General features: G+C 58.1%; 24 protein-coding genes. 9 read left to right on the top strand and 15 right to left on the bottom strand.

Annotated elements, in window-relative coordinates:
• Nucleotides 1–13 precede the first annotated feature (13 nt).
• From M5B96_RS22635 to M5B96_RS22615, 5 genes are all read right to left on the bottom strand, one after another.
• A complete protein-coding gene (locus M5B96_RS22635) occupies nt 14–223 on the bottom strand; it encodes a hypothetical protein (RefSeq protein WP_248799228.1) in 210 nt (69 codons plus the stop codon).
• A 30-nt stretch (nt 224–253) separates the two neighbouring features.
• The gene (locus M5B96_RS22630) at nt 254–439 is read right to left on the bottom strand and encodes a hypothetical protein (protein WP_248799227.1); all 186 of its coding nucleotides are present in this window, start codon (nt 437–439) and stop codon (nt 254–256) included.
• 88 nt (nt 440–527) lie between these two features.
• Entirely contained in the window at nt 528–1,529 is a 1,002-nt protein-coding gene (locus M5B96_RS22625; protein ID WP_248799226.1) for an NAD(P)H-quinone oxidoreductase, read from the bottom strand.
• A complete protein-coding gene (locus M5B96_RS22620; RefSeq protein WP_248799225.1) occupies nt 1,526–1,864 on the bottom strand; it encodes a carboxymuconolactone decarboxylase family protein in 339 nt (112 codons plus the stop codon). The genes M5B96_RS22625 and M5B96_RS22620 overlap by 4 nt, the downstream gene beginning before the upstream one ends.
• A gap of 11 nt (nt 1,865–1,875) precedes the next feature.
• Complete coding sequence (locus M5B96_RS22615; RefSeq protein ID WP_248799355.1) at nt 1,876–3,312, bottom strand: NAD-dependent succinate-semialdehyde dehydrogenase; 1,437 nt, start codon at nt 3,310–3,312, stop codon at nt 1,876–1,878.
• Nucleotides 3,313–3,653: 341 nt separating this feature from the next.
• Here M5B96_RS22615 and M5B96_RS22610 point away from each other — a divergent pair, with 341 nt between their 5' ends.
• A complete protein-coding gene (locus tag M5B96_RS22610) occupies nt 3,654–4,583 on the top strand; it encodes a LysR family transcriptional regulator (RefSeq protein ID WP_248799224.1) in 930 nt (309 codons plus the stop codon).
• A gap of 128 nt (nt 4,584–4,711) precedes the next feature.
• On the opposite strand, the gene M5B96_RS22605 is transcribed toward M5B96_RS22610, so the two are convergent.
• A complete protein-coding gene (locus M5B96_RS22605) occupies nt 4,712–4,918 on the bottom strand; it encodes a zinc-binding dehydrogenase (protein ID WP_248799223.1) in 207 nt (68 codons plus the stop codon).
• Between the two features lie 122 nt (nt 4,919–5,040).
• Between M5B96_RS22605 and alaE the strand changes: the two genes are divergently transcribed.
• From alaE to M5B96_RS22590, 3 genes are read left to right on the top strand one after another with little or no spacing between them, the layout of a single operon-like run.
• Nucleotides 5,041–5,502: an L-alanine exporter AlaE gene (alaE, locus tag M5B96_RS22600; protein ID WP_248799222.1), complete on the top strand. Its 462-nt coding sequence runs from the start codon at nt 5,041–5,043 to the stop codon at nt 5,500–5,502.
• A 9-nt stretch (nt 5,503–5,511) separates the two neighbouring features.
• On the top strand, nt 5,512–6,510 hold the full coding sequence (locus tag M5B96_RS22595) for a hypothetical protein (RefSeq protein ID WP_248799221.1): 999 nt from the start codon (nt 5,512–5,514) through the stop codon (nt 6,508–6,510).
• Nucleotides 6,511–7,665: a cysteine desulfurase family protein gene (locus tag M5B96_RS22590; protein ID WP_248799220.1), complete on the top strand. Its 1,155-nt coding sequence runs from the start codon at nt 6,511–6,513 to the stop codon at nt 7,663–7,665. It abuts the gene before it with no gap.
• A gap of 60 nt (nt 7,666–7,725) precedes the next feature.
• Here the strand turns inward: M5B96_RS22590 and M5B96_RS22585 are convergent, their stop codons facing one another.
• Both M5B96_RS22585 and M5B96_RS22580 read right to left on the bottom strand, forming a co-directional pair.
• Nucleotides 7,726–8,742 (bottom strand): LysR family transcriptional regulator, encoded by a 1,017-nt coding sequence (locus tag M5B96_RS22585; protein ID WP_248799219.1) that lies wholly within the window; start codon nt 8,740–8,742, stop codon nt 7,726–7,728.
• Nucleotides 8,743–8,829: 87 nt separating this feature from the next.
• Nucleotides 8,830–10,179, bottom strand: a complete 1,350-nt coding sequence (locus M5B96_RS22580) for a hypothetical protein (protein ID WP_248799218.1) — start codon at nt 10,177–10,179, stop codon at nt 8,830–8,832.
• 574 nt (nt 10,180–10,753) lie between these two features.
• Between M5B96_RS22580 and M5B96_RS22575 the strand changes: the two genes are divergently transcribed.
• Together M5B96_RS22575 and M5B96_RS22570 are read left to right on the top strand one after the other, a co-directional pair.
• Nucleotides 10,754–11,830, top strand: a complete 1,077-nt coding sequence (locus tag M5B96_RS22575) for a nucleoside hydrolase (protein WP_248799217.1) — start codon at nt 10,754–10,756, stop codon at nt 11,828–11,830.
• Nucleotides 11,831–11,972: 142 nt separating this feature from the next.
• A complete protein-coding gene (locus M5B96_RS22570) occupies nt 11,973–14,465 on the top strand; it encodes a sialidase family protein (protein ID WP_248799216.1) in 2,493 nt (830 codons plus the stop codon).
• Nucleotides 14,466–14,486: 21 nt separating this feature from the next.
• On the opposite strand, the gene M5B96_RS22565 is transcribed toward M5B96_RS22570, so the two are convergent.
• From M5B96_RS22565 to M5B96_RS22540, 6 genes are all read right to left on the bottom strand, one after another.
• The gene (locus M5B96_RS22565) at nt 14,487–15,158 is read right to left on the bottom strand and encodes a class I SAM-dependent methyltransferase (RefSeq protein WP_248799215.1); all 672 of its coding nucleotides are present in this window, start codon (nt 15,156–15,158) and stop codon (nt 14,487–14,489) included.
• A gap of 101 nt (nt 15,159–15,259) precedes the next feature.
• The gene (locus M5B96_RS22560) at nt 15,260–16,372 is read right to left on the bottom strand and encodes an alkene reductase (protein WP_248799354.1); all 1,113 of its coding nucleotides are present in this window, start codon (nt 16,370–16,372) and stop codon (nt 15,260–15,262) included.
• Nucleotides 16,373–16,398: 26 nt separating this feature from the next.
• Nucleotides 16,399–17,583 (bottom strand): FAD binding domain-containing protein, encoded by a 1,185-nt coding sequence (locus tag M5B96_RS22555; RefSeq protein WP_248799214.1) that lies wholly within the window; start codon nt 17,581–17,583, stop codon nt 16,399–16,401.
• A gap of 147 nt (nt 17,584–17,730) precedes the next feature.
• Nucleotides 17,731–19,959: a xanthine dehydrogenase family protein molybdopterin-binding subunit gene (locus M5B96_RS22550; RefSeq protein WP_248799213.1), complete on the bottom strand. Its 2,229-nt coding sequence runs from the start codon at nt 19,957–19,959 to the stop codon at nt 17,731–17,733.
• Nucleotides 19,949–20,425, bottom strand: coding sequence for a (2Fe-2S)-binding protein (locus M5B96_RS22545; RefSeq protein WP_248799212.1), 477 nt, complete (start codon nt 20,423–20,425; stop codon nt 19,949–19,951). Before M5B96_RS22545 ends, M5B96_RS22550 begins: the two co-directional genes overlap by 11 nt.
• Nucleotides 20,422–21,693 carry a c-type cytochrome gene (locus M5B96_RS22540; RefSeq protein ID WP_248799211.1) on the bottom strand — a complete coding sequence of 424 codons (1,272 nt, stop codon included), beginning with the start codon at nt 21,691–21,693 and terminating at the stop codon, nt 20,422–20,424. The genes M5B96_RS22545 and M5B96_RS22540 overlap by 4 nt, the downstream gene beginning before the upstream one ends.
• A 285-nt stretch (nt 21,694–21,978) precedes the next feature.
• Here M5B96_RS22540 and M5B96_RS22535 point away from each other — a divergent pair, with 285 nt between their 5' ends.
• The 3 genes from M5B96_RS22535 (at nt 21,979) to M5B96_RS22525 (ending at nt 24,954) form a co-directional block, all read left to right on the top strand.
• Nucleotides 21,979–23,196, top strand: a complete 1,218-nt coding sequence (locus M5B96_RS22535; RefSeq protein WP_248799210.1) for an MFS transporter — start codon at nt 21,979–21,981, stop codon at nt 23,194–23,196.
• 115 nt (nt 23,197–23,311) lie between these two features.
• The gene (locus M5B96_RS22530; RefSeq protein ID WP_248799209.1) at nt 23,312–24,211 is read left to right on the top strand and encodes a LysR family transcriptional regulator; all 900 of its coding nucleotides are present in this window, start codon (nt 23,312–23,314) and stop codon (nt 24,209–24,211) included.
• Between the two features lie 104 nt (nt 24,212–24,315).
• Nucleotides 24,316–24,954 (top strand): DsbA family protein, encoded by a 639-nt coding sequence (locus M5B96_RS22525; protein ID WP_248799208.1) that lies wholly within the window; start codon nt 24,316–24,318, stop codon nt 24,952–24,954.
• Here M5B96_RS22525 and M5B96_RS22520 read toward each other — a convergent pair whose 3' ends face one another.
• The gene (locus M5B96_RS22520) at nt 24,955–26,418 is read right to left on the bottom strand and encodes a GDL motif peptide-associated radical SAM/SPASM maturase (RefSeq protein WP_248799207.1); all 1,464 of its coding nucleotides are present in this window, start codon (nt 26,416–26,418) and stop codon (nt 24,955–24,957) included. It lies immediately after the preceding gene.
• Nucleotides 26,419–26,559: the final 141 nt, after the last annotated feature.

The following is a 26,559-nucleotide window of genomic DNA, read 5'->3' as shown; positions in this document are numbered from 1 at the left end:
GGGCGCCGGCTGCTCAATGGAGCGTCACCACCCGGCGACTCTCGCCGATCCGGATCCTGTCCAGCGCCCGGTTCAACGCGTCGAGGGCATCGAGGAGGGCCTTTGCCTCGGTCTCCCTGCCATCCCCCCAAAGGCGTTCGGCCATTTTGTTCAGCGCCTGGATGGATCTTTCGATATCGGCAGCCGTTGTTGCCGCGCTAGCCGTCGGCTTGGTCTTGGGCATTTTCAGAGCTTCAACTGTCAGGTGGCAGATTTATTTATCATGGCAGGCTTTCTCCTGAAAACGTGTTTTATCCATGGCGAAGGTTGGAATGGGACTGCTCTCGACTCGATCCTGGCCGCCTTGATCGAATACAACCAGGCAGTTTCGGCCTTCAGGCGCGTGCAGCGACAAACGCTGATCATTGCGCGAAAGCTGGTATTCCTTGGCCGATGTCAAAAAGGCGCCTCCTGATCCAAAGGGGCGCCTCTATCCTATCCACTTCGTAGCGATGTGTCGGCAAACAATGGGTGGGCCTGACTTTGACTTAGAGCAGGTCTTCAGGCTGCATCGTCAGAATGATCTTCCCGACGTTTTCGGCCGACTCCATCCTGCGGTGGGCATCTGCGGCACGTGAAAGAGGGAAGGTACTGTCGACTACCGGCTCCAGGCTTCCTGCGCCTTCGAACCGTTCAAGCCAATGCTCGCGGAACCGCTTGATCATGTCGTGCTTTTCTGGCTGGGTACGGGACTTCATGACAGTACCGATGATTTGCAGGTGACGGTAGAGAATATGTTCCAGCTCCAGAGTCACTTTACCGCCACCGCCGAGGATGCCGACCTGGATAAGTCGACCGCCGTTGGCGAGTGAAGCGATGTTACGTGCGAAGTAAGGCTCGCCGACAAAGTCGATAATGACATCTACACCTCGACCAGCGGTTTTGTTGGCGATGACTTCGGCGAAATCACTTGTCTTGTAGTCGATGGCAACATCAGCGCCCAAATGCTCGACGCGCGACAACTTACTGCCCTCAGTGGTTGCATAAACGGTTGCACCCGTGGCGTAAGCGAGTTGCACGGCGGCAGAGCCCACCCCCCCGGCAGCAGCGTGAATCAACACCGAGTCCCCCGATTTGAGCCGAGCCAGATGCATCATCGCTTCATGAGCGGTGACAAACACCTCGGGAATCGCCGCCGCGTGCACATAGTCCAACTGTGTCGGGATGTGCATGGCCATGCGGTGGTCAATGCGTGCCAGCTCGGCATAGGCTCCGCCACCTACGACGCCCATTACCCGATCACCGACTTCGAAACCAATAACGGCGCTGCCTTTTTCGAGCACCTCACCGGCAATCTCAAGACCGATGACAGGAGAGTCGCCGAAATTCGGACGCCCGTAGCCACCGGTGCGATGTGTCAGATCCGCCCGATTGACACCGGCCGCGTAGACACGTACCAGCAGGTCGGTCGGGCGCACTTCAGGATTGGCCACGTCGTTCAGCTTCAGTACGTCGGCGTCGCCAAACTCTTCGAGGGTGATGGCTTTCATGGCTGTTTGCTCTCCGATTGAGTGAATGTGGCATTGGCGATAGCGGACGCGGTAATTGCGGCGGGGAAACCCGCGTAGAACGCCAGGTGAGTGATCGCGGCGGAAATTTCGTCATGGCTGACTCCATTGCCCACCGCCCGCCGCAGGTGGGCTGGCAGTTCTTCTGCGTGACCGCCGGCAATCAGTGCGGCCACTGTTATCAGGCTGCGGTCGCGCGGGGACAGTGCCGGATCGCTCCAGATCTGCGGGTAGAGCGTGGTGTCGACGAACTGCGACAGCTTTGGGGTGAACGCTCTGGCAGCTTCACGAGGGCTGCTGAAATTGATCTTCGACATTTGCGGCGTCCTTAGATTTGGCTGATGAATTTGTTGGTCAGGTAGTGTTCGATGCCTTCGATCCCGCCCTCTGAGCCGTGACCGCTTTCCTTCATGCCGCCGAAGGGAAGTTCAGTGGCCACGATTCGGTATTGGTTGATCCCGATCATTCCGGCCTCGAGGCCGTCAGCGACGTCGATGGCGGTTCGTGCGCTAGAGGTGAACGCATAGGCGGACAGGCCGTAGGGCAGGCGATTGGCCTCTTTCAGCCCGTCTGCCAAGGCGTCGAAGGGCATCAAAATAGCGATTGGGCCGAAGGGTTCTTCATGCATGACCCGGGCGTTCATGGGCACATCGGCCAAAACGCTCGGCTCGAAGAAAAAGCCTTGCCCTGACAGGCGGGCCCCGCCGGTAAGCACCCGCGCACCTTTGGCAACCGCGTCGGCTACCAGCTCCTCCATCTTCGCCAACTGCCTTGGGTTGGCGAGTGGGCCGACCTGGGTATGAGGATGCAAGCCATCGCCGATTCTCAGCGCCTTGGTTGCCGCTACGAAGTGATCGACGAACTGTTGATAAACACCACGCTGGATCAGGAAGCGTGTCGATGAGATGCAGACCTGCCCGGTGCCCCGAAACCGGTTCGCAACGCCTTCTACCGCGGCCTTTTCAACGTCGGCATCTTCAAATACCAGTACCGGGCCGTGACCGCCCAGCTCAAGCGTGATTGGTTTGACACCCTCGGCCGCTCTGGCCGACAGCAGTCGGCCAATCGGCACTGAACCGGTGAATGTCACCTTGCGAATGATCGGTGATGCGATCAGTTGGCTGGAGACTTGATCGGGTACTCCGAAAACAACTTGCAGAACGCCTTTTGGCAAACCCGCATCATCAAGGGCGCGAGCGAGCGCCAGCGCCGTAGAGGGGCTTTCTTCGCCGGGCTTGAGAATGACACTGCAACCTGCCGCCAAAGCGGCCGACAGCTTGCGGGCGGGAGTAATGGCCGGAAAATTCCACGGTGTGAAGGCGGCGACCGGACCAATTGGCTGGCGCTTCACCATCTGCAAAACACCCGGGCGATTCGCCGGCACGACACGGCCATCGATACGGCGCGCGCTTTCGGCAAACCACTCGAAATACTCCGCGGCACGCGTGACCTCATCCAGGCTCTCTCCAAGCGGTTTGCCTTCCTCCATCGTCATCTGTGATGCGATGTGTTGTGCACGTTCCAGGATGAGATCGGCAGCGCGTTTGAGAATCTTCGCGCGCTGATCAGGCACCGTCCGACGCCATGTGTCGAAGCTGTCTCGGGCAACCTCTAGGGCACGATCAAGGTCGCCTTTGGTGGCCAGTGGTACACGTCCTATTTCAGCTTCGGTGGCCGGGTTTATGACGGCAGCAGTGGCGCGTCCTTCCGCGCTGATCCATTCACCGTCGATGAAAAGATAAAGCGAGTCGTATGGCATGTTCATGGATTTGGCCTTCATGTGGTGGTCAGGAATTCGATTGAGGCGTGTCGCCTGCGGCAACGCTTCAATGGCCTTTCGGCGAAGCCGGCTCAGGCGGCCTGTGCAACCAAGTCTATGGAGAAGGACGAATTTGATTTAGCTGGCCAGGAGGGAATCATTGTTGTGCGTAGAGGTAATATCGCGTGCTGGAGGTGGGTTGCGTCCCTCATTATCGGCGGCGATCATGCGGTGTCGCTGTCTGGCATTGCCTCGATGGCAATGAACAGCCTTGGCGAGAGTGGGCTGGGGCTGTACAAATCGCACTACAACTTGAGCTGTGAAGCAGGCCGCAAAGGACGGTAGGGATGGACAAATTTTCAAACATGTCTGTGTACGTAAAAGTCGTTGAGATGGGCAGTTTTACTGCGGTGGCAAATCATCTCGACTCGACAGTCGGCAATGTGTCCCGTGCTGTTTCCGCGCTCGAAAACATGCTCGATGCCCGCTTGCTGCAAAGGTCGACTCGGCGTCTTTCAGTCACTGACGCAGGTCGACGGTTTTACGAGCGCTGTACTACGATCCTGGCCGATCTTGAAAACGCTGAAGCCGAAGCAAGTAATTCGATCCTGGAGCCCAAGGGCACGCTGCGTGTGCATTGCGTGCCTGGCCTTGCGCGTCATCTGGTGACCCGCACCGTCCTTGAGTACCGTAAGGAATTTCCGGAAGTCACTGTGGATTTGCTGCTGTCCCAGCGGATGCCGAATTTGCTGGAAGACCAACTGGATGTATCGATTCTGATCGCCAGGACACTGCCGGATTCAGCGTACGTCAGCCAAAAAATCGGGGTCAGTCATTGTGTGTTGGTCGCATCCCCTGAGTATCTGGCACTGCATTCGGCGCCAGTAGCGCCAGAAGATCTCCACGATCATCAGTGCCTGTTGCTGGGGACCGTTGATTACGCGCGGGATGAATGGCATCTGAAGAGCAGGACCGGCACAGCCACTTTCGTGCCCAGTGGGGCAAGCTTCAGCGTGAATGATATGGACGCAATGGCCGTCGCTATTCGAGCCGGAGCGGGGATCGGTTTGCTGGCGGGGTTCTCAGCCATCGACGATCTGCGTTCAGGGAAACTCGTGCGCGTTTTGCCTGAGTACCATACCTACGAGCGCAATGTTTATGCCGTTTACACTTCCCGACAGTTTGTCGATGCGAAAATAACCCACTTCATCGAGGCGCTGAAAGCGAAGGTGGGTAGTCAACTGGCGGTCACTGTACGAGAACTTATCGATAAATGACCGGGATGGGAGCGCCCAGAGCATGGATCCTGGACGTGGAGCGCCGGCCGTTCGTGGTTTCTTGTTTGCCGCCTGCTCCGGCCAGGACGGCTGCTGAGATTCACAGGCGAGATGGACTCGCCCGTCATTCAACCAGGGTGTGGCGAAGTCAGGACAATCTTGCCGATATGCCGGCCACTGTCGATCAGTTCATGCGCCTGGCGAGCCTGTTCGAGCATAAACGTCTGGAAGATCACCGGCTTGAGCTTGCTGGCCGGGATCAGCGGCCATACCTGCGCTTCCAGCTCGGTATCGATCAGGTGGCGCAGGTTTTCTCCGAGGCTTGCCCCAGCCATCTCCATCGGGAATGCCTGCCGTGTGCAAACAAGATAGGGAGGGCAGATAGAAATCTCGTATCATTCCAGGATTAATTTAAATAATGCCGTGATGATCGTGGCAAACATTTTTTTGGCCCGCCATGTCCTCTATAGATAATGAATTAAAAGTCACATCGAATGCTCAGAAGTTAAAGAACTTCTGGGCTGACACTTTTGCCCTCAATACATTCTGTTATCTGATCTCAATACCGATTGAGCTTGGCTTCGCGCAGATGACGCTGAGTACTCATTTGACTGCCAGGCTGATTGGGCTGTTTATCATTACCAGCACCGCCCGTCCGTTTGGAATATGGCGTGATTTTGTATTCCGGAAGATGAGGATTTCAGCAAGTGATACTGGGCTGAAACCCTATGTTGTGGACACCTTGGCTTATCTGTCATTTGAGCTGCCACTCTATATGATCAATATGAGCATTAGCGGTGCGTCGCTCATGCAGGCGTTGAAGGCCGCGTTGATATTTTGTGTCATCGCGGGTGTTGTGGGTAGGCCCTATGGCCTCTACAGGGCCTACATAAGAAGAAGAGTTTTCAATCTGGACTGAGTACAGCCTATGGATATCAAGTCGATCGTTCAAGTAATCACCTTACAAAAGGAATTTCGGGAGAACATTGTCATCGACTGCGGGCACACCACGATTTTTTCGTCTGATCAAGGTTATCGATTCGGCATACAGGGAGCTCCGAGCGAGACAGAGATTCTCACTTTCAAGTTAGGGGTCGAGATATACGAGGCACTACGACGGACGAATAAAAACGTCCTGCTGAACCTCTGCCTGTCTGACCTCATTGGCATCAAGGGCGGGAATGATGAGCGCCGAAAAATCACCCAAGACCTACAGGGTGAACAGAAGTCTACCTATATTCCTGCTGCCTACCGGCAGATCCTCGATGCTTATGATGTAGCGCTCGACAGGGTAAAAGTCATTTTGCAGTCCAGGGGCAACGATCTCTTTAAAAAGATCCTGCGTCGCACGCGTTCGGGCATTGAGCAACTCAAGGCCGTCGACCCAGGCTACGTCCACGAAACATTTCAGCAAACCAATGCGCTTTTTCTTTCTACGGAAAATCAGGGCATGTTCTCGCTGACGACGCCGTATCTCTATGATACCCAGGCTGAAGACGCCTACTTTGGTGGGGCCTGGTGGAAGGATCACGGCTCGATAAATCAGCGCGACCTGGAGCATTGTCCGTTGGCCCGCCTGAAAAAAAATCCGCTGATCAATCTCTATGAGACTGGAGGGCGGGTACTATGCCCCGCGACCTACGGCGGTCTGCTTTGCCAATTTGACAATACCACTGACCATATTGCCGTGTACGCAAGGAGCGATGACGAATTCATCGGTGAAAAAATCGGTCGTGGCGTTGTCGCTGCCAATATACTGATTGAAGAGTTCTCCAGGAACTGCGCACAAGTTATCGTCAATCAGGAACAACAGATCGAATATTCTTTTGTTGAAAAGAGCGCCGTGGGTACTTTCAATCTGGACAGCGTCGCCTTTATCGAACAAGTACAGGATGTACTGCGTAGTAATAACATGGAGCTCGTGTAAATGACATTGCCAATGGTTTATCTCGATAACGCGGCTTCTGCTTTGCCTTTCGAAGACGCAGTCAGTTTCTATCCCGCGCCAGGAAATCCGTCCAGTGATCATCCGGCAGGCCATGCCGCCAAAGCTGTGATCGAAGCAACCAGGGTACAGTTGAGCACGCTGTTCGGCGGCCGGCCGGGCGAATACTACTTTTGTTCCGGCGCCACTGAAGCGGCGAATCTTATTATCCAGGGGCACTGCAATTTTTTAACGACGACCCAGTCGCCACGCAATCAGATAATCATCAGTGCCATCGAGCACCCGGCGATATTCAATACCGTCAAGCATATGCAGCAGCTTGGCTTTGTTGTCCATGTCATACCGGTTGACCGTCGCGGCGTCATCGAGAGCGCCTGTTTGTATGACCTGCTCAACGAACACACGGCGATGGTTCTGATCATGGGCGTCAACAATGAAACCGGCGTGTGCCAGCCTGTCAACGATATCGCCAGAAGAGTCAAGGCATTCGATCCGAAAATTTCCGTTGTTTGCGATGGCGTTCAAATGGTTACAAAGGTTGAGACGCCTGACTTGACCTATGTTGATGCCTTGATTGGTTCCGGTCACAAACTGGGGGCCGCCAAAGGGATAGGCTTTTTTTTCATGAGTCATCGCCTCAGGCTCTTTCCTTCTCAGTTCGGGGGCGAGCAAGAGTCCGGGATTCGTCCCGGAACCGAGAACCTGTATGGCGTCGAGTCCTTATACCGAGCGCTTCGCCACCATGAAAAAAATGCAGTTGAATACCACGACCATGTGAAACAGTTAAACGCTCTCCTTCGCGAGACACTGACACATCTGGAAGTTGCATTTGCCCTCAATACACTGGACGCTGAAACCTCGGGTTATGTGCTTTCGCTGTGCTTCTCTGGGCTGGATGCGGGCAAGGCGATGAAATTTCTTGCGCAACGGAACATCTGCGTTTCCAAAGGCTCCGCTTGCAGCAGTGTTTCCCCTGTGCCCTCTCGGGTGTTGAGCGCCATGAAGCTTACACCTGCCCAAATGAGCGCCACACTGCGGGTATCCTTCAGCCCACTCTCCAAGCGAGAAGATGTTCTCGCTTTCTGCGCGGGCATAAAGGCAATCACCTCACCCGAGGGAAATGAGACTCAGGCTTGACGTAGATAGCCTGGTTGGCAAGGGCGATGTTCTGGACAGTGTCCATGCATCGCCGCTTGCTCAATGAACATTCGAGCGGAAAAAATCTTTGCCATCGGTCAAAAAGCTGGCAAGCGTACTGGCCGATGCGCTGAGTCCATGCCGGCCATTGGAAATCAGGAATGATTGTCGTGTTGCCCACGCCGCGCTCAAAGGCCGCAGCGCAACATCAAGCACATCAACATACATTTCACCGACAAGCTTTGGAACGATGGCGATACCCAAACCAACCTGCACCATGCGGCACATGGCCTCAAGACTGCCTGCCCGAATGCGTGGGGTAAAGAGGACGCCGAGTGCTGCGTACTCTCGTTTCAACAGTTGCATTAATGAGGTGTCCAACTTCAGGCCAATCACCTTCTCGCCGGTCAAGTCTGCAAGGCTCAATGAACGGGTCTGCGCAAGAGGATGCTGTTTTGGCAGCATTACGTACAGTTGGTCCTTTCGATAGGGCACTACGTCAAAATCATCAAGACCAGCAACTTCGTTGCAGATACCGAAATCGGCGCCGTGCGCGGCAATAGTGCGCATGGCTTGCAGGCTGGGTTGTTCTTCCAGTTCAACATCAATTTCTGGAAATAGCTGCTCGAACGCTGCAATGTCCTCAGGCAGGAACTGCACAACGGCGGATAGATTTGCAACGACACGGACGGTTCCCTTCGTCCCGGTCTTGAATTGCAAGAGCTCGGCACCCAGTTCCTGGATGTTGTCAGCGACACTCAGCGCACTTTGCCATACTGCATTTCCAGCCGGCGTCACGCTGATACCACGAGCATGCCGGAGAATGAGCGGCAGCCCAACCAATGCTTCAATTTCCGAGATCCTGCGACTTACCGCCGATGGCGTAATAAACTCGCGCTCCGCGGCACGTGAAATATTACCTTCCTGGCATACGGCGGCAAATAAACGTAATGAAACCAAGTCCAACTTTCTAATTAAATCATCCATGAAAACTTCATGCTCATCCTGAGTAAACAGCTTGAAAGCCGCGGGATTGTCAGGGCTTTTCAAGCGCAGGTCAAGAAATCTGCGGGCCATGGAGGCTTCAACAGGCCTGAACACCGCAACTGTTGCCGATGGCCTGAGTCAACCACCGGGCAACCAGTGCCCGGTGGTTGTCGCCTGTTACTCGAGCAGTTGTTCCAGGCTTGGATCGCGGATCACCCGCTGCATTGGCAGCGGCGCCGTATCGCCGGACTTCATCATCTTCAACTTCATGCCGGCAGCTTTCGCGCAAGCGTTGATGCCGTTCTCGTAGATCCCGCCCATGTCACACTTCCACTGGTAGAAATTCACCAGTCCGCCTGACAGTTGCAGGCTGAAATCCGTGCTCTGGGCGCCCGGGGTAAACGGATGGCCGGCCTGGATGTTGCGGAACCACTTCATCCATTTCGGCGAACCCACCGCCGGCGGATTTTTCTGGAACAGCGGATTCATGATCGCCACCTGCGGCGACTCGGCCGTCATGTGGCAGCTCTGGCAGGAGCTGTTGGGGTTGTCCACCGGACCGTTGAGGCGACCGTTCCAGCCCAGGTGGGTCGGCGGTAGCTCCTTGGTGTTGGCGTTGATGGCGGTCTGTTGCAGCGCCGGGTTGATCCTGGTGACGGTCGGTGTCGGGTTGGTGAAGTCATTGCCGGTTTCTTTCGGATCGTTGCCCCAGATGATCCCCACCGGCACCAGGTTGTCCCAACCGGGCTTGCCGGTCTTGGCGCCGTTGTACTGGAAGGTGCCGAAGATCCAACCGGTCTCGCTCATGCGGGTATCCCGTACGGCGATGTCCATCTGGATCAGGGCGACGTCCTTCACCTTGCGATTGGCGGAGGTGAAGGTGTCGGTGATATAGCCCTGCCACAAAACCGGGTTGACCAGAAACGGCACACTGTTGCGATCGATGTCGGCAAACAGCGCCTTGCACACGACTGTACCGTTGGGGAAGCTGTTGGGCTGCGAGGTGTAGGACGGATCGGGGTTCTGCGGGTCTTTCCAGACCTGGCCGATGGTGTAGGCGCCGATGTCGTTGTAAATACCCACGGCGTAAGTCTGGCCGGTGGCGGTTTGCGTGGGCGCCAGCTGCTTGGCCTGAATCTGCGCTTCCTTGGTCAAGCCATGGATGCCCTCACGTCCCAGTGGACCGTAGTGCTGCCACGGCATGTGATACCAATGGCGAACCTTGTTTTTCTGAACGTCCCAATTGACGTCGACGTTGCCTTCCAGGCAATAGTTTTTCACGTCGTCCATGTAGGCACGCCAGGTTTCAAAGTTATTGTCGCGCTTGACCGGCAACTTCTTGAAGAACGCCGGCAGCGGACCGCCGGGCGGTGTGCTGGGATAACTCTGGCTGAGTACGAATTTGGCGCCGGTATAGCTGGCGGGTGGCGCGTAGCCGTAGTCGGGGTAGGTTCCGGCCTGGGCCGCGACGCTGAACAACGCGGCGGTCACCGCGAATGCTGTGATCTTTCCTTGGGGGTGCTTCATCGATCATCTCCTTGATAGGGAAAACGCCTGGCATCGTTTGGGCTTGTGCCCGCGGATGCGGGGGCTTCCTTTATTCTTAATCAGGGTCTCGGCTCGATAGCCGGGACAGGCTTCACAGGTGAACGGGGGTATTGGGTATGCGGTGGTCTACCTCCTCGGCAATGCCGGACGAATGAGTTCAAACCCCCGCCGATTTGCCAGGAGTGATCAAAAGAGAGGAAGCGGATTGTGCGCAGGGAATGCGAGGGGATTGCCGATCGACTCCTGTCGTTCGCTAGCCGTTCTTCCTTAGCTATCAGGTGTAGGTCATTTTCAGGAAAGTGCCATCCTTCAGGTTAACGTGAGGGGAGGGGAGCTGCGACCGGGTCATGCGAATAATAAATCCATCAGGTTGGATGCATAGCTTATTGTTATCAGTGGATAAATAGATTAACCGCCCCGGGTCACTAGACAGATATTAAATGGCCGCCTACGCTGAAAATCGCTACTGTTAGACTTATACCCGGGAAAGCTGGAGCGTTCGGTAGCGCCTGACATTGGATGTGAATTCTTCATTAGCCAGGAGGCTAACGATATGTCTGTACAATCACTCAAGCACCTGCTTATAGATACCGATGTCGATTTTGATGATTATATGGCTATCTCGTATTTGCTAAAGCATCACGCGGTAAAGGTCGAAGGTATCACCGTGACCGGAGTGGGCGCTGTTCACTTAAGTCATGGCGCTGAAAATATCAGTAACTACCTCACGTTGTTCGATGATCCTGAGATAGCGCGCATCCCCGTCGTCGCCGGTTTTCAACGGCCGATGCTTTACAGCAATACCTTTCCCTTTGAAACGCGCCAGGCGGCGGATCACCATTACGACGCCGAGTTTCCGCGGAAAAACCCAAATCCCACGCGAGCCGATACGCTCGCGTTCTTAAGGGAAACACTGGAAAAGTCTGATCATAAGTTTACCGTATTAATGATCGGCGGCGGTACGACCTGGGGTCACTTGTTCCAGCACGCTGAAACCGACAACGCCTTGAAAAATCTGTTACTCAGAAAAGTAGAGCGCATCGTTATGATGGGCGGCAATTTGTTGTCGGAATACGTCAAGCCTGGTGCGGCTGGCAATATTATTGACGCCCTGGGCGACGCACCTTATTACACCAATCAGGTTGCCGAATGGAACATCTTCCTTGATCCGCTGGCCGCCCAATATGTCTTTGATGGCGGCATTCCCGTGCAGTTGGTTGCGCTGAATGCCTGTAACCAGATTCCCCTTACGCAGAATTTCCTCTACCAACTCTCGCGTATTTCCAACCCGGTTGCTCAATTCCTCACGCAGGTGCTGCAGAGCTCGACCATCGCGCCTGGTATCGGCCACTATCTGTACTTTTGGGATCCACTGGCGGCCGTCGCGATAACCGACCCTCAATTTCTCCAGTTTACCCGCTATAGCCTGAAGGTGGAGCAGGCGCTGAATGAAGAGCAGGATACCAGCGGCAAGTTGCTGCCGAATAGCGCCGGTGCTCCAGTCGACGTTGCCCTGGGGGCCTCACCGGGGTTTGTCACGTCACTTTATCTGTACACCATTGCCGGGAATTCGGTCGGCGCCACCGTGGAAAACATGGCCGCTGCAATGGAGCAATCGGCAGATAAGTAGAGTTGCAACAGGGAGGCATGCAAGGTTTCTTGAGGCTGGACACCTCGCGGCCAATCAACATCGCGCTTCAGCAATGGAACAGCTGCGCCACTACAGGGCGCCTAAACGGCCTGTAGTGGTAACTAACTCAATGGAGTGAGATATGAACGTCAGAGCAATGATCAGTCGACTGATACTGTGCCTATGTGGTGTGTTACTGGTCTCGTCGGCGGGTGCGGAGAGCGTCATCGTAGCGACACCGCAACAAGGTGTGGGGATTTCGGTGGATGTCTTTGACCATCCGGAAGCTTCAACCGGCAAGCCGTCTTCGACGAGTCTGGTGCGATTCACCCTGCCAGCATTCTATATACCATCGGTGCAGTCGTTCAAAGGTAAGGTTTATATGTTTTGGTCCAATAATTATGACCAAAAACATATCTATTTTTCCACTTCGACGGAAGGGAAAAACTGGTCCGCCGCACAGCCCATTAGCGTGGATAGCGTCTTGGGTGATGTCTCAGTCAGCGTGTTCAAGCAAAAGCTGGTACTGACCTTTTCCGATCCCCAGAGCCGCTTGAAAACCATCAGTTCCGTTGATGGTATCGCCTGGTCCCAGGCCAGTTTTATCAATACCGGGCATAAGGCCGTCAATAACAAGCCCGTGGTGTATAATGGACAACTATTTGTCTTGTATAGCGAAAACTCAGGCAAGGCCATCTATTATGTCAGCTCGAATGACGGTCTTGCCTGGAGCCGGGAAAACCTGGGATTCCAGGAAGGTGCCGACTCGATTCTGACAATGGTACCTGTCGTTTATAACGGTAAATTATGGGTCTATTACGCTTTTGAAAATGGCGCCATGTTCGCCCGTACTTACGACCGGGCCGGCCAGTGGGGCGCGAGGCAAGAACTGGCGGGTATAACCAACCAGGCGCCCAAGGGCTTCCTGAATAGTGCAACGATGATCGGTGAGCGTGTGTTTATCAGCAGCAGCGCCAATACGTTTTATTCAGACGATGGGCTGCATTGGGCGCCGTATTTCGCCAAGCGTTTCACTGGGAATGCTGGCTTCGTCTATCCGTCGGGATTGGGCGTTTCCTACGCGATTACTGCGAACGATTTAACCACGGACAACCCGCAACTGCCCGCGGATCTGGCCACGGGCCTTAGCCATACCGACTATGCAACCTTCGCCTGGCGGAGCTTTATCGCACTGAACAACGCGGCCAATACGCCGTTGCCCGCTAACCGCGGCGTCGGCAATCCGGCCAGCAGCTTTGCCGATTCGGGCAAGTTGCCACAATCTTCCAGCCCGCTGTTGTGGCAAACCTTCGCCCACCGCACCGAGTTGTTTCCGGCGCTAGGGAAAAACGCCGTAGGCGGCCCGACGCGTCCGTTTGGTTCCAGCCCGCAATACAGCTATATCGATTTCCCCAACGGTGCGCCTTTGGCCGCAGGCGCCAGTTTTGCTCACTACAACAACCTGGATGAGGCGACTCAGATAGGGCAAAACGCGATATTTTTCCCGGTCAACCCTCCGCAGGCGGCAATGAAAGGGAGCAACTACACCCCTTCGAACGACAGCCAGATCCTGTTCGAGGCCAAGGCCAATCCCGTCGTTTACGCGTATGCGAAAAGCCTGAGCCGCTACCCGGATCATATCGTTCTGCCCGACGGCGCGGTGGAGGTCAAGGCTGCGTGGCGCAAGCTGGCGGACATTCCGACCGCACAGCGTGCGCGTTACTATACGGCGACAGTTGTGACCTATCACGGCGACGATAAGGCGCCGGTGGCGTACAACGAAGAATATGCTCTGGTGGCCTTGCATATCATCCATAAGACGGCCAACTACCCGACCTTCATATTCGCCACATTCGAGCAGGAGGATGCCCTGACGTTGCCCGACAAATCGCCGAGCGGGCTTTACTATATCGCCAACTACAACAATATCGCCTACTCCAAGTCGCCGAATAACGATCCAGCGCCGATCGCTAGATTTTCTGACGGCAACACAATCCATACGGTGACCCTGCCCAAGGGCAAGATTGCGGATCGGAACCAAAATCCGCCCATCTACTCCGGCAGTAACGGCATCCCCGAGGGGCAGGCCGGTCCGATCCGTGTCGTGCAACCGCAAACCATCTTTTCCGAAGTCACTGCGGTCAACAACCAGGTCAAGCAGTTGATGGACGGCAGCAGCGAATTCAACAATTCGGTCTGGAAGCACTACCGGCTCAAAGGGGTGCAGGCCATCCCGTCAAGCACTGAAACCGACCCGGATTATTACTTGGCCAATATCATGCTCGAAAGCAGCCGACCAGGGATCCAGCTGTTTCGCGGAACCAACATATTCCCCGTTCCGAAGGACAACACCCTGACCAATATGCGCACCATGGCTAACATCAAGGTCCCGGATTTTGATCACAGCACTCAAAGCCAGACCATGGGCGGCTGCATGGGCTGTCATGGCGCCTCGCAGAGCGTACTGAAACAAGGTTTCAGCTTCCTGTTTGATGCGATCAATACCAAGGGCACCACCGGCTTTTCGAACCCGGAGACCATAGGTTTGCCGGATCCCCGCACCCAGCAGCAACGGGCTCTGAAATACTCTCTGGGCTTTCAGGGTAAGGGCGTGGTCGAGAACACGGGCAACTAGGAATACCCGCAGATGCGTCGCTCAGTCCCGTTTCTCAGCCTGCAGCAACAACGACTGCGGCACGGGACTTTGCGGGTGCTGCGGCTCCTGCAGGCCCGCCAGGCGAAAACCGGCCATGTCCAGTGCGTTGAGCCAACTGGACAGGGTGCGGAAATACCATGGCATGGGTTGCCACTGGCCCTTGAACCCATCGAAGGTCTCTTTTCGCCAACCATCCTGGTAGTCACCCGCTGCCGCAGTCCACGGATGCAACGTCTGGATCACCAGCGCGCCGCCGGGGGCGAGCAGGGCGTTCATGGCGGCGAGCAGGGGGATGATGTCCTGGTGCAGCAGGGCGAAGTTGGCGCAGACCAGGTCGTAGTGGCTGCCGATGTCCACCCTTGCCTCCACCAGCGCTGCATAGCTGGCCAGATGCACTTGCGACGAGCCCGCCGCCCGCGCCGACTCGACCAGCGTTCCATCGCCATCCACCCCGACAGCGTTGATGCCGCGTTTCTCCAGCGCTCGCAACAGCCAGCCCTCGCCGCAGCCCAGGTCGAGTACACGCTCGGGCTGGCGACCCAGCACCGCCAGCAGGATGGCCTGGTCGGTGACCTGGCGGCGGCTTTCGATCGCTCCGCCACGGACCGCTTCGATCCAGGATTGCGCGTTATGGTGCCAGCTTTGCAGAAGGTTGGATTCGGGGGCGGGCATTTTGATGTCCGGAGTGGGTGGTTGGATGGAAGGATAGGACAAGTGCAGACGCTGCGGGCCTGGATTGCTCAAGAACACAGGTATCTGTCGCCGAACGATGGTTACGGATGGACGGGATAGTCGGTATACCCGCGCGCATCGCCGCCAAAGAAGCTGGCAGGGTCGGCTGGATTGAGTGGCAGCCCTTCGCGGATACGTCGCGGCAGATCAGGGTTGGCCAGGAAGGGGCGACCGAAGGCGATGATATCGGCGCGGCCTTCCGACACTGCCCGGGCGGCGTTGGTCGGGTCATAACCGCCGGCAAGCATCAGCACCCCGTGCCATGTGCTCCGCAATTGCTTGATGATGGCGTCCCAGCGGGGGTCAAGTTGCTCATCTCGTACAGTCCCGACGATGGCAGGCTCAACTAGGTGAAGATAGGCCAGCGGCCAATCGTTGAGTCGGTTGACCAGATAGCCGAACGTGTCTTCAGGCGTGTCGTCACCCATCCCCATGAAGCGCCCCATGGGGGTCAGGCGCACGGCTGTTCGCGCGGCTCCGATTTCCGTTGCTACGGCGGCTACGACTTCGAGCAACATGCGGCTGCGATTTTCGATGCTGCCACCGTAAGCGTCTTTTCGCTGGTTGCTGGCGCTATTGATGAATTGGTCAAGCAGGTAACCATTGCCCGCATGGATTTCAACGCCGTCCATTCCGGCCTCAATGGCGTTACGCGCAGCGCGACGGTAGTCTTCCACGATTGTCCTGATGCCATCGATTGTCAGTGCCTGAGGATCAGGAATCTCTCCCCACACGCCGTTGCCCTGTTCGTCGACAATGAATGTTCTACCCGGAACCGGCATCGATGTCGGCGCAACTGGAAGTCCGCCATCTGGTTGGAAGTTGGGGTGCGAAACCCGTCCGACGTGCCATAACTGCATGAAAATCTGTCCGCCGGCCTTATGGACTTCATCGGTCACTACGCGCCAGCCATCAATCTGTTCCTGGTTGTAGATGCCCGGCGTCCAGGCATAGCCTTGTGCTTGTCGAGAGATCTGGGTCGCTTCGGTAATGATCAGGGCAGCGCTGGCGCGCTGACGGTAGTACTCGGCGTTCATGGATGTAGGCACATCACCCGGCTGGCCGGCGCGCGAGCGTGTGAGGGGGGCCATCGCGATGCGATGTTCGAGTTGCAACGGGCCAATGGCAATCGGTTGGAACAGGGGGTTCATGATCTTTCTCCAGTTTGAGTCGGCTGGGCTCAGCCAGCGTGAAGGGTCGGACGGTGGAACATCAGGTGATCGCCCATGGCTTGGCCCTGGGCGAGTAGGCGTTGGCCCAAGGCAACCTGTGCCGGCTCCCAGTTCGCCAGGGCGCGATCCGTGTCGTTTGGGGTCTGGCTCAGGCACCGGGCGAGTTCGAGTGCGTTGAATGCCGCCTTGGAGGTGCTGGCGGCGGTGTGCGGCCGGGGAATGGCGGCCGCATCGCCGAGTAGAACCACCCGGCCATCAACCATCCGCGGCATCGCCAAATCGCGGATGCTTTGCACGAAAGGCTGTTCGGTGGCGTGCACCACTTCCCGAAAGGCGGGGGGCAGCAGGCTGTCGGCTTCCCTCCGGACATGTTCGCGCCACGTCGGCGCGAGAAGTCCTTCCGGTACCGAATAGTCGCGTTTGTGGCCATTGGCGTCAGTCATGAGAGCGCCGATGAATTGCTCCTCGACAACCCGATACCAAACCCAGTTGTAGTAGCGTCGAGCGGGACGAATATCGTTGTTTTCACCTGGCACCAGGTAGCCCAGGATGTGCGAGCCGCCGGCATTCGCGAAACCGAAGTCCCCCGCCAACACCTGGGTAGGCAACTCAGGCAAACGGCTTTCCGGTAGAAGGCCGCGCCAGGCAACATAGCCGGCGTAGCCAGGCTGGTATTCTGGCCAGAGCAGCTGGCGTACCTGCGAGTTCCCGCCATCAGCGGCGACGAGCAAGTCAGCCTCGATGCGTTCGCCATCTTCGAACACAGCGACCACACGGCCGGCTTCTGGCTGATTGAGGTCAACCAGGATTTTCCCCTGGTGGTAGCGCTCATTGCCGAAGGCCCGACGCAAGGTTGTGTAAAGCAGTGACCAGGACGTCTGGACTTGCGGGGCGAAGGTCTTGCTCTGGACACGGCCGTCCGGATACAGCACGGTGCGGTACTGCGAACGAACGCCCATCTCCAGGTGGGTCAATGGAACGTTCAGTTTGCCAAACGCGTCGACCACCTCCGGCTGCAGCACTACGCCGCCGCCTCGACTGTCGAGCTCATGGGAAGAACGCTCGAAAATATCGACGTCCCAGCCGGCCTGGCGCAGCAGATTACCTGCGAAAAGCCCGCCCAATGATCCGCCAATCACCAGGGCACGAGGTGCCCCGGGAGATCGTTGAGGGTGAGTTGTAAACGTGCCCATGGTAGGTCCTCCTTTTCGACCTACTCTAAGGGCAGGGCCGGACTCTGATAATCCGCACTCTTCGCCAAGCCGTATTGCGTGAGTTGCAACACCGATCTGGGTACAGGCAACAATGAGCGCGCTCACGCTTGGTCATTGTTGCCGCGCTCAAAGCGACCGGGTCAGGGGCAGTTGCGAAGGCCGTCGGCCAGTGGCGCGGGTCAGGGCATTGCCGAGGGCTGCCGCCATCGGGCCTTGTACGATCTCCGCTGCCCCCAGAAATGGCTGCCCTGGCTGATCGAGCAAATGCACTTCGACATTCCGTGGCAATTGCGCAAAACGCAGGATCGGATAACCGCTCCAGTCATAACTGCGGACGCCTGCGACATCAAAATCGACGGCTTCGAACAAGGTCCAACTGGTGGATTGCACAATCCCGCCCTCTATCTGGTTTCGCAGGCCGTCCGGGCTGACGATCTGTCCGACATCCACCGCCGTGACCACCCGATCAACCACGATGTCGCCGGTCTGAGGGTGAACGTTGATCTGCACCGCGAGGGCGCAATAGCCCATGATGTTTTTGTACCGCGCGAAGGCAAAGCCGACACCCACGCCCGGCTTGATGGGCTGGGTTGTCCAGCCGAAGTTGTCCCGCACTCGCTCTATCACCGCTCGAGCGCGCGGGTCATCCAAATGGGCGAGGCGAAAAGCGACGGGGTCCACACCGGCCCGCGCCGCCAACTCGTCAATGCAGGCTTCGATCGCGAAGACATTGATGTGTGCACCCAAAGAGCGCATTGCCGAGGTGCGAAATGGCATCTGGGTGATGAAGTTCATGTCGATACGGGTCGAGGCAGTGCGGTACAGGGGCACGGCGTTACGGTCACCGTCGCCTTCCGGTTGCGCGATAGGCACCGATGGGGCCGAGGTGAACGGTTTGGAGAGCAAGCGTGCCGGTAACAAGCGACCGGCATTGACGATGCGTTCGTTGTGCGGGGTGGTCCACAGTTCGTATGCCCAATCCTGGATCCGGCCGTTTTGATCCAGGCTCGCCTGCACCTCGGTGATCATGGCCGAGCTGTAGGGCTCCCAGAGGTTTTCCTGCTCGCGCATCCATTGAACCCGCACGGGAGAGCCGGGCACGCGCATGGCAATCAGGGCGGCGTCCGCCGCCGCGTCATCTGCGCCGTTATGGCCGTAGCAGCCGGCCCCTTCGGTATGGATGCAGCGAACCCGTTCCAGGGGTAACCCGAGCATTTGTGCGATACCCGCGCGGAGCGGGTAGACACCTTGGGAGTGGGTCCAGACAGTGAGCACTTCGTCCTTGAACCAGGCCACCGCGCAGGACGGGCCGATAGAACCGTGCATGAGATAGTGCTTGGTCACCCGTGCCCGATAACCCGATCCGGGGACCGCTGCCGGACTGCCCGTGTGGCTGATGGGGTAACGGCGCGACGGCAGGCTCGGGAGCAACGCATGGATGGTGCGTGCGTCGGGCAGCGCAACGCCTTCGCTCCATTTCGCCTGCGCATACCCCGCGCGCATCGCCTTCACGGCTTGCCATTCGTCCTTCGCAACGACGGCCAGGTAGTTGCCGTCACGAACGACCTGCACCACGCCAGGCAGGCTTTGCAAGGCGTCGGGATCAAACGACTGCAGCTGGCAACCTGGCCTGGGGGGCCGGATGAGTCGGGCATGCAGCATGCCTGGCAAACGCATGTCTTGTACGAATGCGGCACCGCCACTGACCTTGGCCGGGATGTCCAGGCGAGGCAGCGAGTGCCCGATCAGGCTGAATTCTCCAGGAGCCTTTGTTGGCGATTTCGGCAGCGCATGGCGATGCAGATCCACACTGCCGACGGCCTCGAAGTAGCTCATGCGCTGTCCGTCGGGCCCTTGAATCAGCGCATCACGGGTCACCAGCCGATCAGGCTCGACGCGCCAGCGCCTGGCCGCGGACTCCACCAGCAATTGGCGCACCTGGGCCGCGGCATTGAATAACGCCGTGCCGCTGTCGACGACGGTGTGACTCCCCGCGGTATAGCCTTCATCGGGGGTCAACGCGGTGTCGGCGGTCAGCATGTTTATGGCGCTGGGTGCGACTTCCAGGCGCTCGGCGGCGATCTGCAACAAGGCGGTTTTCACCCCGGTACCCAGTTCGGCCTTCCCGGTGTAGACGGTTATTCCCTGCGCATCGACGCGTATCCAGGCATCCAGGTAAGGGTTGCTGCGCAAGCTGCCGGCCAGGTCTGGAGCCAGGACCAGCGTGCCGAGGGTATCCACCTCGGCGTCGGCCCATGTATTGCCTGCAACCGGTAGCAGCGAGAACGCCACCAGCAGGGAGCCGTTGCGCAGGAAGGCGCGCCGCCCAAGGTCGACCTTAGCGTTACTCTTCATGCTGTGCTCCCGACGCGGCAACGGCACGGATGGCGCCGATGATTCGCAAGTGTGTGCCGCAACGACAGAGGTTCGGCGCCATGTGAGTGGTGATTGTCTGCTCGTCGGGATTGGGATTGCGCTCCAGCAGCGCCTGGGCACGCATCAACATTCCGGCGATGCAGTAGCCGCATTGTGCGGCCTGTTTTTCGATAAAGGCCTTTTGCAATGCACCGGGTTGAGCGGCTGTACCCAGGCTTTCCACGGTACGGATTTTTTTGCCCTGTACACTTGAGCAAGGGGTGATACAGGAAAATATCGGCTTGTCGTCGACGATCACCGTGCAGGCGCCACACTGGCCAAGCCCGCAGCCATACTTTGCGCCATTGAGTTCAAGCTGGTTGCGCAAGGCATAAAGCAGGGGGGTGTCGGCGTCGATGTCCAGCAGGTGGGACGCGCCATTGACATTCAGGGTCATGCGGCTCATTGCGCATCCTCGCGTAAGTCTTCGATAGTTTCTGAGAGGTCGGCCCAGGGATGATCCGGCTCTGCGCGAGCACGCAGGTACGTCGCCAGCACCGTGAGTTGGGCTTCGTTGAGAAGAGCGGCAAATGCCGGCATGCCAGGACCTGCAGCGCCCGGGGTCAGGGCGATGCCCTCCCGTACCGTTTTCACGAAGTTGCGCGAGCTGGCCGAGCGCATGGCTGAGGTGTCTGCAAGTTCAGGACGGCCGTCGATCGAGCGCATGGGGGCGCCCGCGCCATGACAACCTGCGCAGGCCGCCTGGAAGAGGGCTGCCCCTTCATTGCCTGCCGTCGGATCGAGCGCTTTGGCCTCAGGCGTCGGCGAGGGTGTTTCAGCTGGAGCGTGTGCATCCAGGCTCAGCAGGTATTCGGCAATGGCTTGCACATCACTGATGGGTACTTTCCCCAGGCTCAGGCTGACCGGTCTCATCGGACCCGCTGCCGCCCCGTGGTCGGTGGCCACTCCACCGCGTAGATAGTCCATCAGCTGTTGGTTGCTCCAGGGCTTGCGTGCTTGGGCCAGACCCAGCAGGGAAGGCGCCTCCCAGCCATCGACCGTGCCGCCGGCCAGTGATTGCCCAGACTTTTCGGCGCCCAGAAGGTTGAGCGGTGAATGGCATCCCGCGCAGTGCCCGGCCCCGTCGACCAGATACCGCCCTCGATTCCATTGCGCCGTTTTCCCGGACTCCGGTTGTGCTTGTTCGTCATGAAGAAACAGCAGGTTCCAGAATGAAACCAGCGGCCGGATGTTCATGGGAAAGTTCATCTGGTTTGGCCTGGCGGGCGAGTCCACCGGCGGTCCGCTCATCAGATAGGCATAAGCGTCTTTCAGGTCGTCTTCGCTCATGCGGCGATAATGGGCGTAGGGAAATGCCGGATAAAGAAAATGCCCATCACGGGATATACCGTGACGCATGGCCCGCTCGAACGCTTCCAGAGACCATCCGCCTATACCGTTGTGCTCGTCGGGTGTGATGTTGGTGCTGTAGAGCGTGCCAAAGGGGGTCACCAGCGGCAGTCCGCCGGACAGATAATCGCCACCCGGGCGCGTATGGCAGACCGCGCAATCGCCGGTCTCGACCACCAGCGCTCCGCGCCGGATCTGTTCGGCATTCTGTGGCGCATGTTGCTTGACCGGGGGCAGGGATGGCCGCCACATCAGCGCACCGGCTAAAGCGGCGCCACAGATGGCGAGGGTAAATCCGCCTAGCCAGAGACCTTTCTTGTTCATGCTTGCTCATCCTTCGCCAGTCTGAAGCGCGTTCCGATAGCCCCGGCGCCCTGACCGTGGCGCAGTGGCCGCGGCGTTGCGCCAGCGTTGTACTCGAAGCGGGAAGGGTAGGCAGACAGGCAGAGACGGGGTATCGCCTCGCCGCGCAAAAGTGTGTTGCGCCAACTGCATGCCCGCCGAGCATTGCGCCTCGCGCATCGTAGTGTTGCTCCGCCGCCTGATTCCTGAGTTGGAAACAGGCATCTAGGCTAGCGACATCCATTCAACCCCCAATGAGGTGTGGCCATGTCCCTTGGCAGCTCCACAACGTCTGATCCGAAGGCGACTCCTGTTACGTCGCCAACCCTGTCCAGCACGATGGTCGTATTGCTTGCCTTCTGTTGTGGCGCCGTCGTCGCGAACCTGTATTACGCCCAGCCCATCGTTGAGCTGATAGCGCCCCAGATTGGCCTGGCAAGCGAGCACGCCAGCCTCATCGTTGCCCTGACTCAGCTCGGCTATGCAATGGGGCTGTTCTTTTTGGTACCCCTGGCCGACCTGATGGAAAATCGCCGACTGGTGGTTGGCTTCTCGCTGGCGGCTTCCTTGTGCCTGGCCGGTGCGGCACTGAGCCAGACACCTTCAACTTTTCTGATCTGTTCGTTGCTGATCGGCCTCACATCGGTGGCCGTGCAGATCCTGGTGCCGTTGGCGGCGCACATGGCGCCGGAAAAATCCCGCGGCCAAGTGGTGGGCAACATCATGAGTGGCTTGCTGTTGGGGATTCTGCTTTCCCGCCCTATCGCCAGTACGCTCACCGAGTCGTTCGGCTGGCATGGGGTGTTCTTTGCTGCGTCCGCCCTGATGGCGATGATTGCCCTCTTGATGGGGGTTGCCCTGCCGCAACGAATGCCCGCTCACCGTGCCAGCTACGGGGCGTTGATCGGTTCGATTTTTAGCCTCGCGCGCCGTTACGCCGTGCTTCGCGAGCGCTCTCTGTATCAAGGATTGCTCTTTGCCAGTTTCAGCATCTTCTGGACGATTGCCCCTGTCGAACTCATCCGTCATCACCATTTCAGCCAAACACAGGTAGCCCTGTTTACCTTGGTGGGCGCGGTCGGGGCGATAGCGGCGCCGATTGCAGGACGCCTGGCGGATGCCGGTCATACAACGCGGGGTACCGTCATCGCCCTGATACTGGCACCGGCATCGCTATTGATCGCGGCACTGCCAGCCTCGGGTTACCTGTGGCTGGTGGTTAGCGCCGTGCTGCTGGACTTTGCCGTTCAGCTGAACATGGTGCTGGGACAGCGTGAGGTCTATGCTCTTGATCCACACAGTCGCGCTCGCTTGAATGCGGTCTACATGACCAGCATTTTCCTCGGCGGAGCCTTGGGCTCAGTGCTGGCAAGCCCGCTTTACGAGCGCTTGGGATGGAGTCTGTTCGTCTGCCTGGCTGCTTTGATACCCGCCTTGGCGGCCCTGCTGTTTTTCAGCCGCCTGCGCATCAGTGCGAAGTCGTGAGGCTTACCAGCACAACCATTCAAGGCAAATGCGCAAGACTTGTTCAGAATGCGTCCAACCAGGTATATCGGTTGAGCCGCTGGGTCCAGTCGCTCACAACATCGGAGTTTGGGCCATGGACAAACTGCTTGCGCTGACTATGTTCGTCGAAACCGTGCGCTGCGGTGGCTATTCTGCTGCAGCGCGTAAACTCGGCGTTTCAACCTCATCCGTCACTCGCCAGGTCGCCGGCCTGGAAACGGAGTTGGGCGCGTCATTGCTCAATCGTACGACTCGTAACACCAATCCCACGGTCGCCGGACAAGCGTACTTCGAAAAAGCTCTTTTTATCCTGGATGCCCTCGCTGAGGCAGACACGGCCGTTGCCGATCGCAACGCCGTGGCCCGCGGGCGCCTGAGGGTCAGCGTACCGGTCGAGTTTGGCCGGCGGGTCATAGCCCCGCATATAGGGCGCTTGCTTGCCCAGTATCCGGAACTCGACGTGAGCCTGTCGCTGAGCGACCAGATGACCGATCTGTTGAAGGAGCGAATCGACCTGTCCGTTCGTTTGGGCTCCTCATTGGCCAGCGAAGACATTATCAGTAAACCGATTGGCCGCTTCGAACGCTGGATAGTTGCAAGCCCCGACTATTTGGCGGGAGCCGGCATTCCCTTGCAGCCACAGGCGCTTTTGCATCACGAATGCTTGCGCTTCGATTACGAGGGCATGCATCAGGGCTGGGTTTTTCGCAGCCCGGAAGATTGCATTCGCCTCAATGTCCAGGGACGGCTTGAAAGCAACAATGCCGATATCCTGCGTGAGGCGGCCTTGGACGGCAGGGGCATGGCGTTGCTGGCGGATTGGCTGGTGGCCGAGGATGTGCGCCAAGGACGTCTGACCCGCGTGCTCGCCAACTACGAGGTCAACCCGGGCGAGGCCAATGGCATGATCAACGTGTTGTATTTGCCAAACCATCGAGGATCCAGCCGGGTGAAGGTTTTCATCGCCTTTCTCGAGGAAATCCTCAGCTACTGAAGGTGATGACAGCGCCCACGCAACACTGCGTTGCGCTGCGGATATCTACCCGGATCGGGTCATTTCACCTAAAGTCGGGTCACTGGATATTTCGGTTGACCCACATGAAAAACACGTTCATCGCCTTGGCCTTTGATTTCCTCAATCCCTGGTGTTGGGTCGGTGAAAAACGCCTGCGCCAAGCCATGGCCAGCACCGGGGTAAGCCTGCCTGTCGACTACCAGGCGTGTCGGTCGCACCCTGCGGCCCAGGTCGGCATGGACTATCGCACCTACCGGGAAAATCGCTTCGGCAGCCAAGCCAAAGCCCATGAAGAAGCCCTTTGCCTTGCTGCCGCGGAGTTCGGTATCTCATTGGACTTCAGCCGGATCGGCACGATGCCGGATACGGAACGCGCGCTTCGGCTCATGCAGTGGCAGAGGGATAGGGGTCAATGCCCCCAAACCCTGTTTGAAGGCGTGTACCATGCGCTTTTTTGCGAGGGCAAGGACATAAACGATCCAGCGGCGCTTGTCGCATTGCTCCCGCAAGACGCCGAAGAGCGGCAACTGGCCATGAACTTTCTGCGCAGCGAAGACGGTGTCAAGGCTCTTGTGGAGGCTGAACGCGAAACCGGCGCATGGTGTGGACGCCTGACACCGGCCATCAAGTCAGGCGAGACGGTAATCAGCGGCGCGCAGCCATCCGCCATCTTGGCAACGCTTCTCAACCCGCCATTTAGCAAGCACTTTGTTGCGCAATAGCTACATCAAGGTAGTCGGCGCAATCCCCAGGATCCCCGCCAGGGTATTCATGATCGCTTGCTGCCTGGCGCGGTCGGCCTGATATTCTGCTTGCGCAGCCGCAACATCCGCCTGGCAGTGCGGGCAGGTCGACTCGTGAGCATAGATGTATTGCAGGCAGGCACGGCACAGCGCCAGTTGCACGGGAATACGTCCTTCATCCGGCGATTTCTGCCCCTGATTGGCCCAGGCCAGTTTGATCACCTGACCGCTATCACTGACGCTGCTGACTTTTTCACCGGTGTCGATGCGCTCGGTAATCAGGTCGAAACGCCCGACCGCGAAGGAGGCCTGCGGGGCGTCCTCGATTTTCACGATTCGCTCTCGCAGTCCTCGTTTTTCCAGGTCCAGCGCACGGTAATGGCAGTAAGGGTTGTTGCCCGGCTTGCCCAGCAAGGAGTGCGAGGTCCAGGTGCAGCCGCCACGGCAAACATCGTTGTAGTAACAGCTGCGGCAATAGCCCCAGAGGTCCTCGACACCACGTAGGCGCCCGAAGTGCATGCCTTCACTGTAATGCCAGATGTCGTGCAGGCTCATGTTGCGCACGTTCCCGCCGGAAAAGCCGACGGTGGCCAAAGAGGGGCAGCCTTTCACCGTGCCATCGGCCTCAAGTGCCAGGACCGTTTGGCCGGCGGCGCAGCCACTCCAATGCACGCGCTCGTCACCAAAGCCGCGCCAGATATGTTCGTAAGGGCCGTAGTAGCCGATGTTGTTGCCCACGTTCATCAGCAGGCCACGATCGACCCCCTCCCGGTAAAGCCTCGCCAGCAACGGCATGACCTCAAGCAGCCGGCTGGGCTGCAGCAGCAGTTCCGGGTGATCGACGGCATTGCCCATGGCGACCGTGAGCTGGATCTGCCAGTGAGTGGCACCCAGGTCGATAATGGTGTCCATGAGCGCCGGCAAATCAGGCAATGTGGCCGCGCCGATTTGCGTGTTGACGCTCACCGCGAGTCCGGATTGTCTGGCCCGTCGCAAAGTGTCCACGGCCTTGTCGAAAGAGCCCGGCACATTGCGTACCGCATCGTGTAGCGGGGCAAGACCATCGAGTGAAACACCGACACCATTGAGGCCGGCCTCGACCGCGGCCTGCATCTTCGCAGGTGTCAGGTTGCGTCCACCGGTTTGGATGGCGCAGTAGATGCCGTGATCGTGGATCGCTCGGATCAGTTGCGTCCAATCCTTGCGCAAATAGGCTTCGCCACCGATCAGGGTGATCTCCCGGGTACCGAGCGCCGCCAGCGAGTCGATCACTTCCAGGCATTCCCGGGTGTTCAGTTCATCGGGACGCCGATGGCCCGCGCGTGAGCCGCAGTGCAAGCATTTCAGGTCGCAGGCCAGGGTGATTTCCCAGACCACATGCACGGGCACGTAGCGTTTGAGGTCGGTCTCGGTGAGATAGCGGGCAGGGCGGCTGTCTGACATGGAAAATCCTTGTGCGCGGGCACGGGCGCGATACGAGTCCATCGAAGTGTTCGCGCCGTCCCTGGTATCGATGGCGCGACTGGATCTGCCTCTGGTTGGAAATGCCCGGGAGAGACCCGGATCGGCCTCGCCCGGGCAAAA

It is taken from the genome of Pseudomonas sp. MWU13-2105, from assembly GCF_023242315.1.
Taxonomy (GTDB): Bacteria; Pseudomonadota; Gammaproteobacteria; order Pseudomonadales; family Pseudomonadaceae; genus Aquipseudomonas.
This window is presented reverse-complemented; position numbering and strand designations above follow the sequence as displayed.

Bases quoted from the DNA above. Each gene is read 5' to 3' on its own strand.
- M5B96_RS22635 (WP_248799228.1), bottom strand. From the start codon at position 223: ATGCCCAAGACCAAGCCGACGGCTAGCGCGGCAACAACGGCTGCCGAT.
- M5B96_RS22625 (WP_248799226.1), bottom strand. From the start codon at position 1,529: ATGAAAGCCATCACCCTCGAAGAGTTTGGCGACGCCGACGTACTGAAG.
- M5B96_RS22620 (WP_248799225.1), bottom strand. From the start codon at position 1,864: ATGTCGAAGATCAATTTCAGCAGCCCTCGTGAAGCTGCCAGAGCGTTC.
- M5B96_RS22615 (WP_248799355.1), bottom strand. From the start codon at position 3,312: ATGAACATGCCATACGACTCGCTTTATCTTTTCATCGACGGTGAATGG.
- M5B96_RS22610 (WP_248799224.1), top strand. From the start codon at position 3,654: ATGGACAAATTTTCAAACATGTCTGTGTACGTAAAAGTCGTTGAGATG.
- M5B96_RS22605 (WP_248799223.1), bottom strand. From the start codon at position 4,918: ATGGCTGGGGCAAGCCTCGGAGAAAACCTGCGCCACCTGATCGATACC.
- alaE (WP_248799222.1), top strand. From the start codon at position 5,041: ATGTCCTCTATAGATAATGAATTAAAAGTCACATCGAATGCTCAGAAG.
- M5B96_RS22595 (WP_248799221.1), top strand. From the start codon at position 5,512: ATGGATATCAAGTCGATCGTTCAAGTAATCACCTTACAAAAGGAATTT.
- M5B96_RS22590 (WP_248799220.1), top strand. From the start codon at position 6,511: ATGACATTGCCAATGGTTTATCTCGATAACGCGGCTTCTGCTTTGCCT.
- M5B96_RS22585 (WP_248799219.1), bottom strand. From the start codon at position 8,742: ATGGCCCGCAGATTTCTTGACCTGCGCTTGAAAAGCCCTGACAATCCC.
- M5B96_RS22580 (WP_248799218.1), bottom strand. From the start codon at position 10,179: ATGAAGCACCCCCAAGGAAAGATCACAGCATTCGCGGTGACCGCCGCG.
- M5B96_RS22575 (WP_248799217.1), top strand. From the start codon at position 10,754: ATGTCTGTACAATCACTCAAGCACCTGCTTATAGATACCGATGTCGAT.
- M5B96_RS22570 (WP_248799216.1), top strand. From the start codon at position 11,973: ATGAACGTCAGAGCAATGATCAGTCGACTGATACTGTGCCTATGTGGT.
- M5B96_RS22565 (WP_248799215.1), bottom strand. From the start codon at position 15,158: ATGCCCGCCCCCGAATCCAACCTTCTGCAAAGCTGGCACCATAACGCG.
- M5B96_RS22555 (WP_248799214.1), bottom strand. From the start codon at position 17,583: ATGGGCACGTTTACAACTCACCCTCAACGATCTCCCGGGGCACCTCGT.
- M5B96_RS22550 (WP_248799213.1), bottom strand. From the start codon at position 19,959: ATGAAGAGTAACGCTAAGGTCGACCTTGGGCGGCGCGCCTTCCTGCGC.
- M5B96_RS22545 (WP_248799212.1), bottom strand. From the start codon at position 20,425: ATGAGCCGCATGACCCTGAATGTCAATGGCGCGTCCCACCTGCTGGAC.
- M5B96_RS22540 (WP_248799211.1), bottom strand. From the start codon at position 21,693: ATGAACAAGAAAGGTCTCTGGCTAGGCGGATTTACCCTCGCCATCTGT.
- M5B96_RS22535 (WP_248799210.1), top strand. From the start codon at position 21,979: ATGTCCCTTGGCAGCTCCACAACGTCTGATCCGAAGGCGACTCCTGTT.
- M5B96_RS22530 (WP_248799209.1), top strand. From the start codon at position 23,312: ATGGACAAACTGCTTGCGCTGACTATGTTCGTCGAAACCGTGCGCTGC.
- M5B96_RS22525 (WP_248799208.1), top strand. From the start codon at position 24,316: ATGAAAAACACGTTCATCGCCTTGGCCTTTGATTTCCTCAATCCCTGG.
- M5B96_RS22520 (WP_248799207.1), bottom strand. From the start codon at position 26,418: ATGTCAGACAGCCGCCCTGCCCGCTATCTCACCGAGACCGACCTCAAA.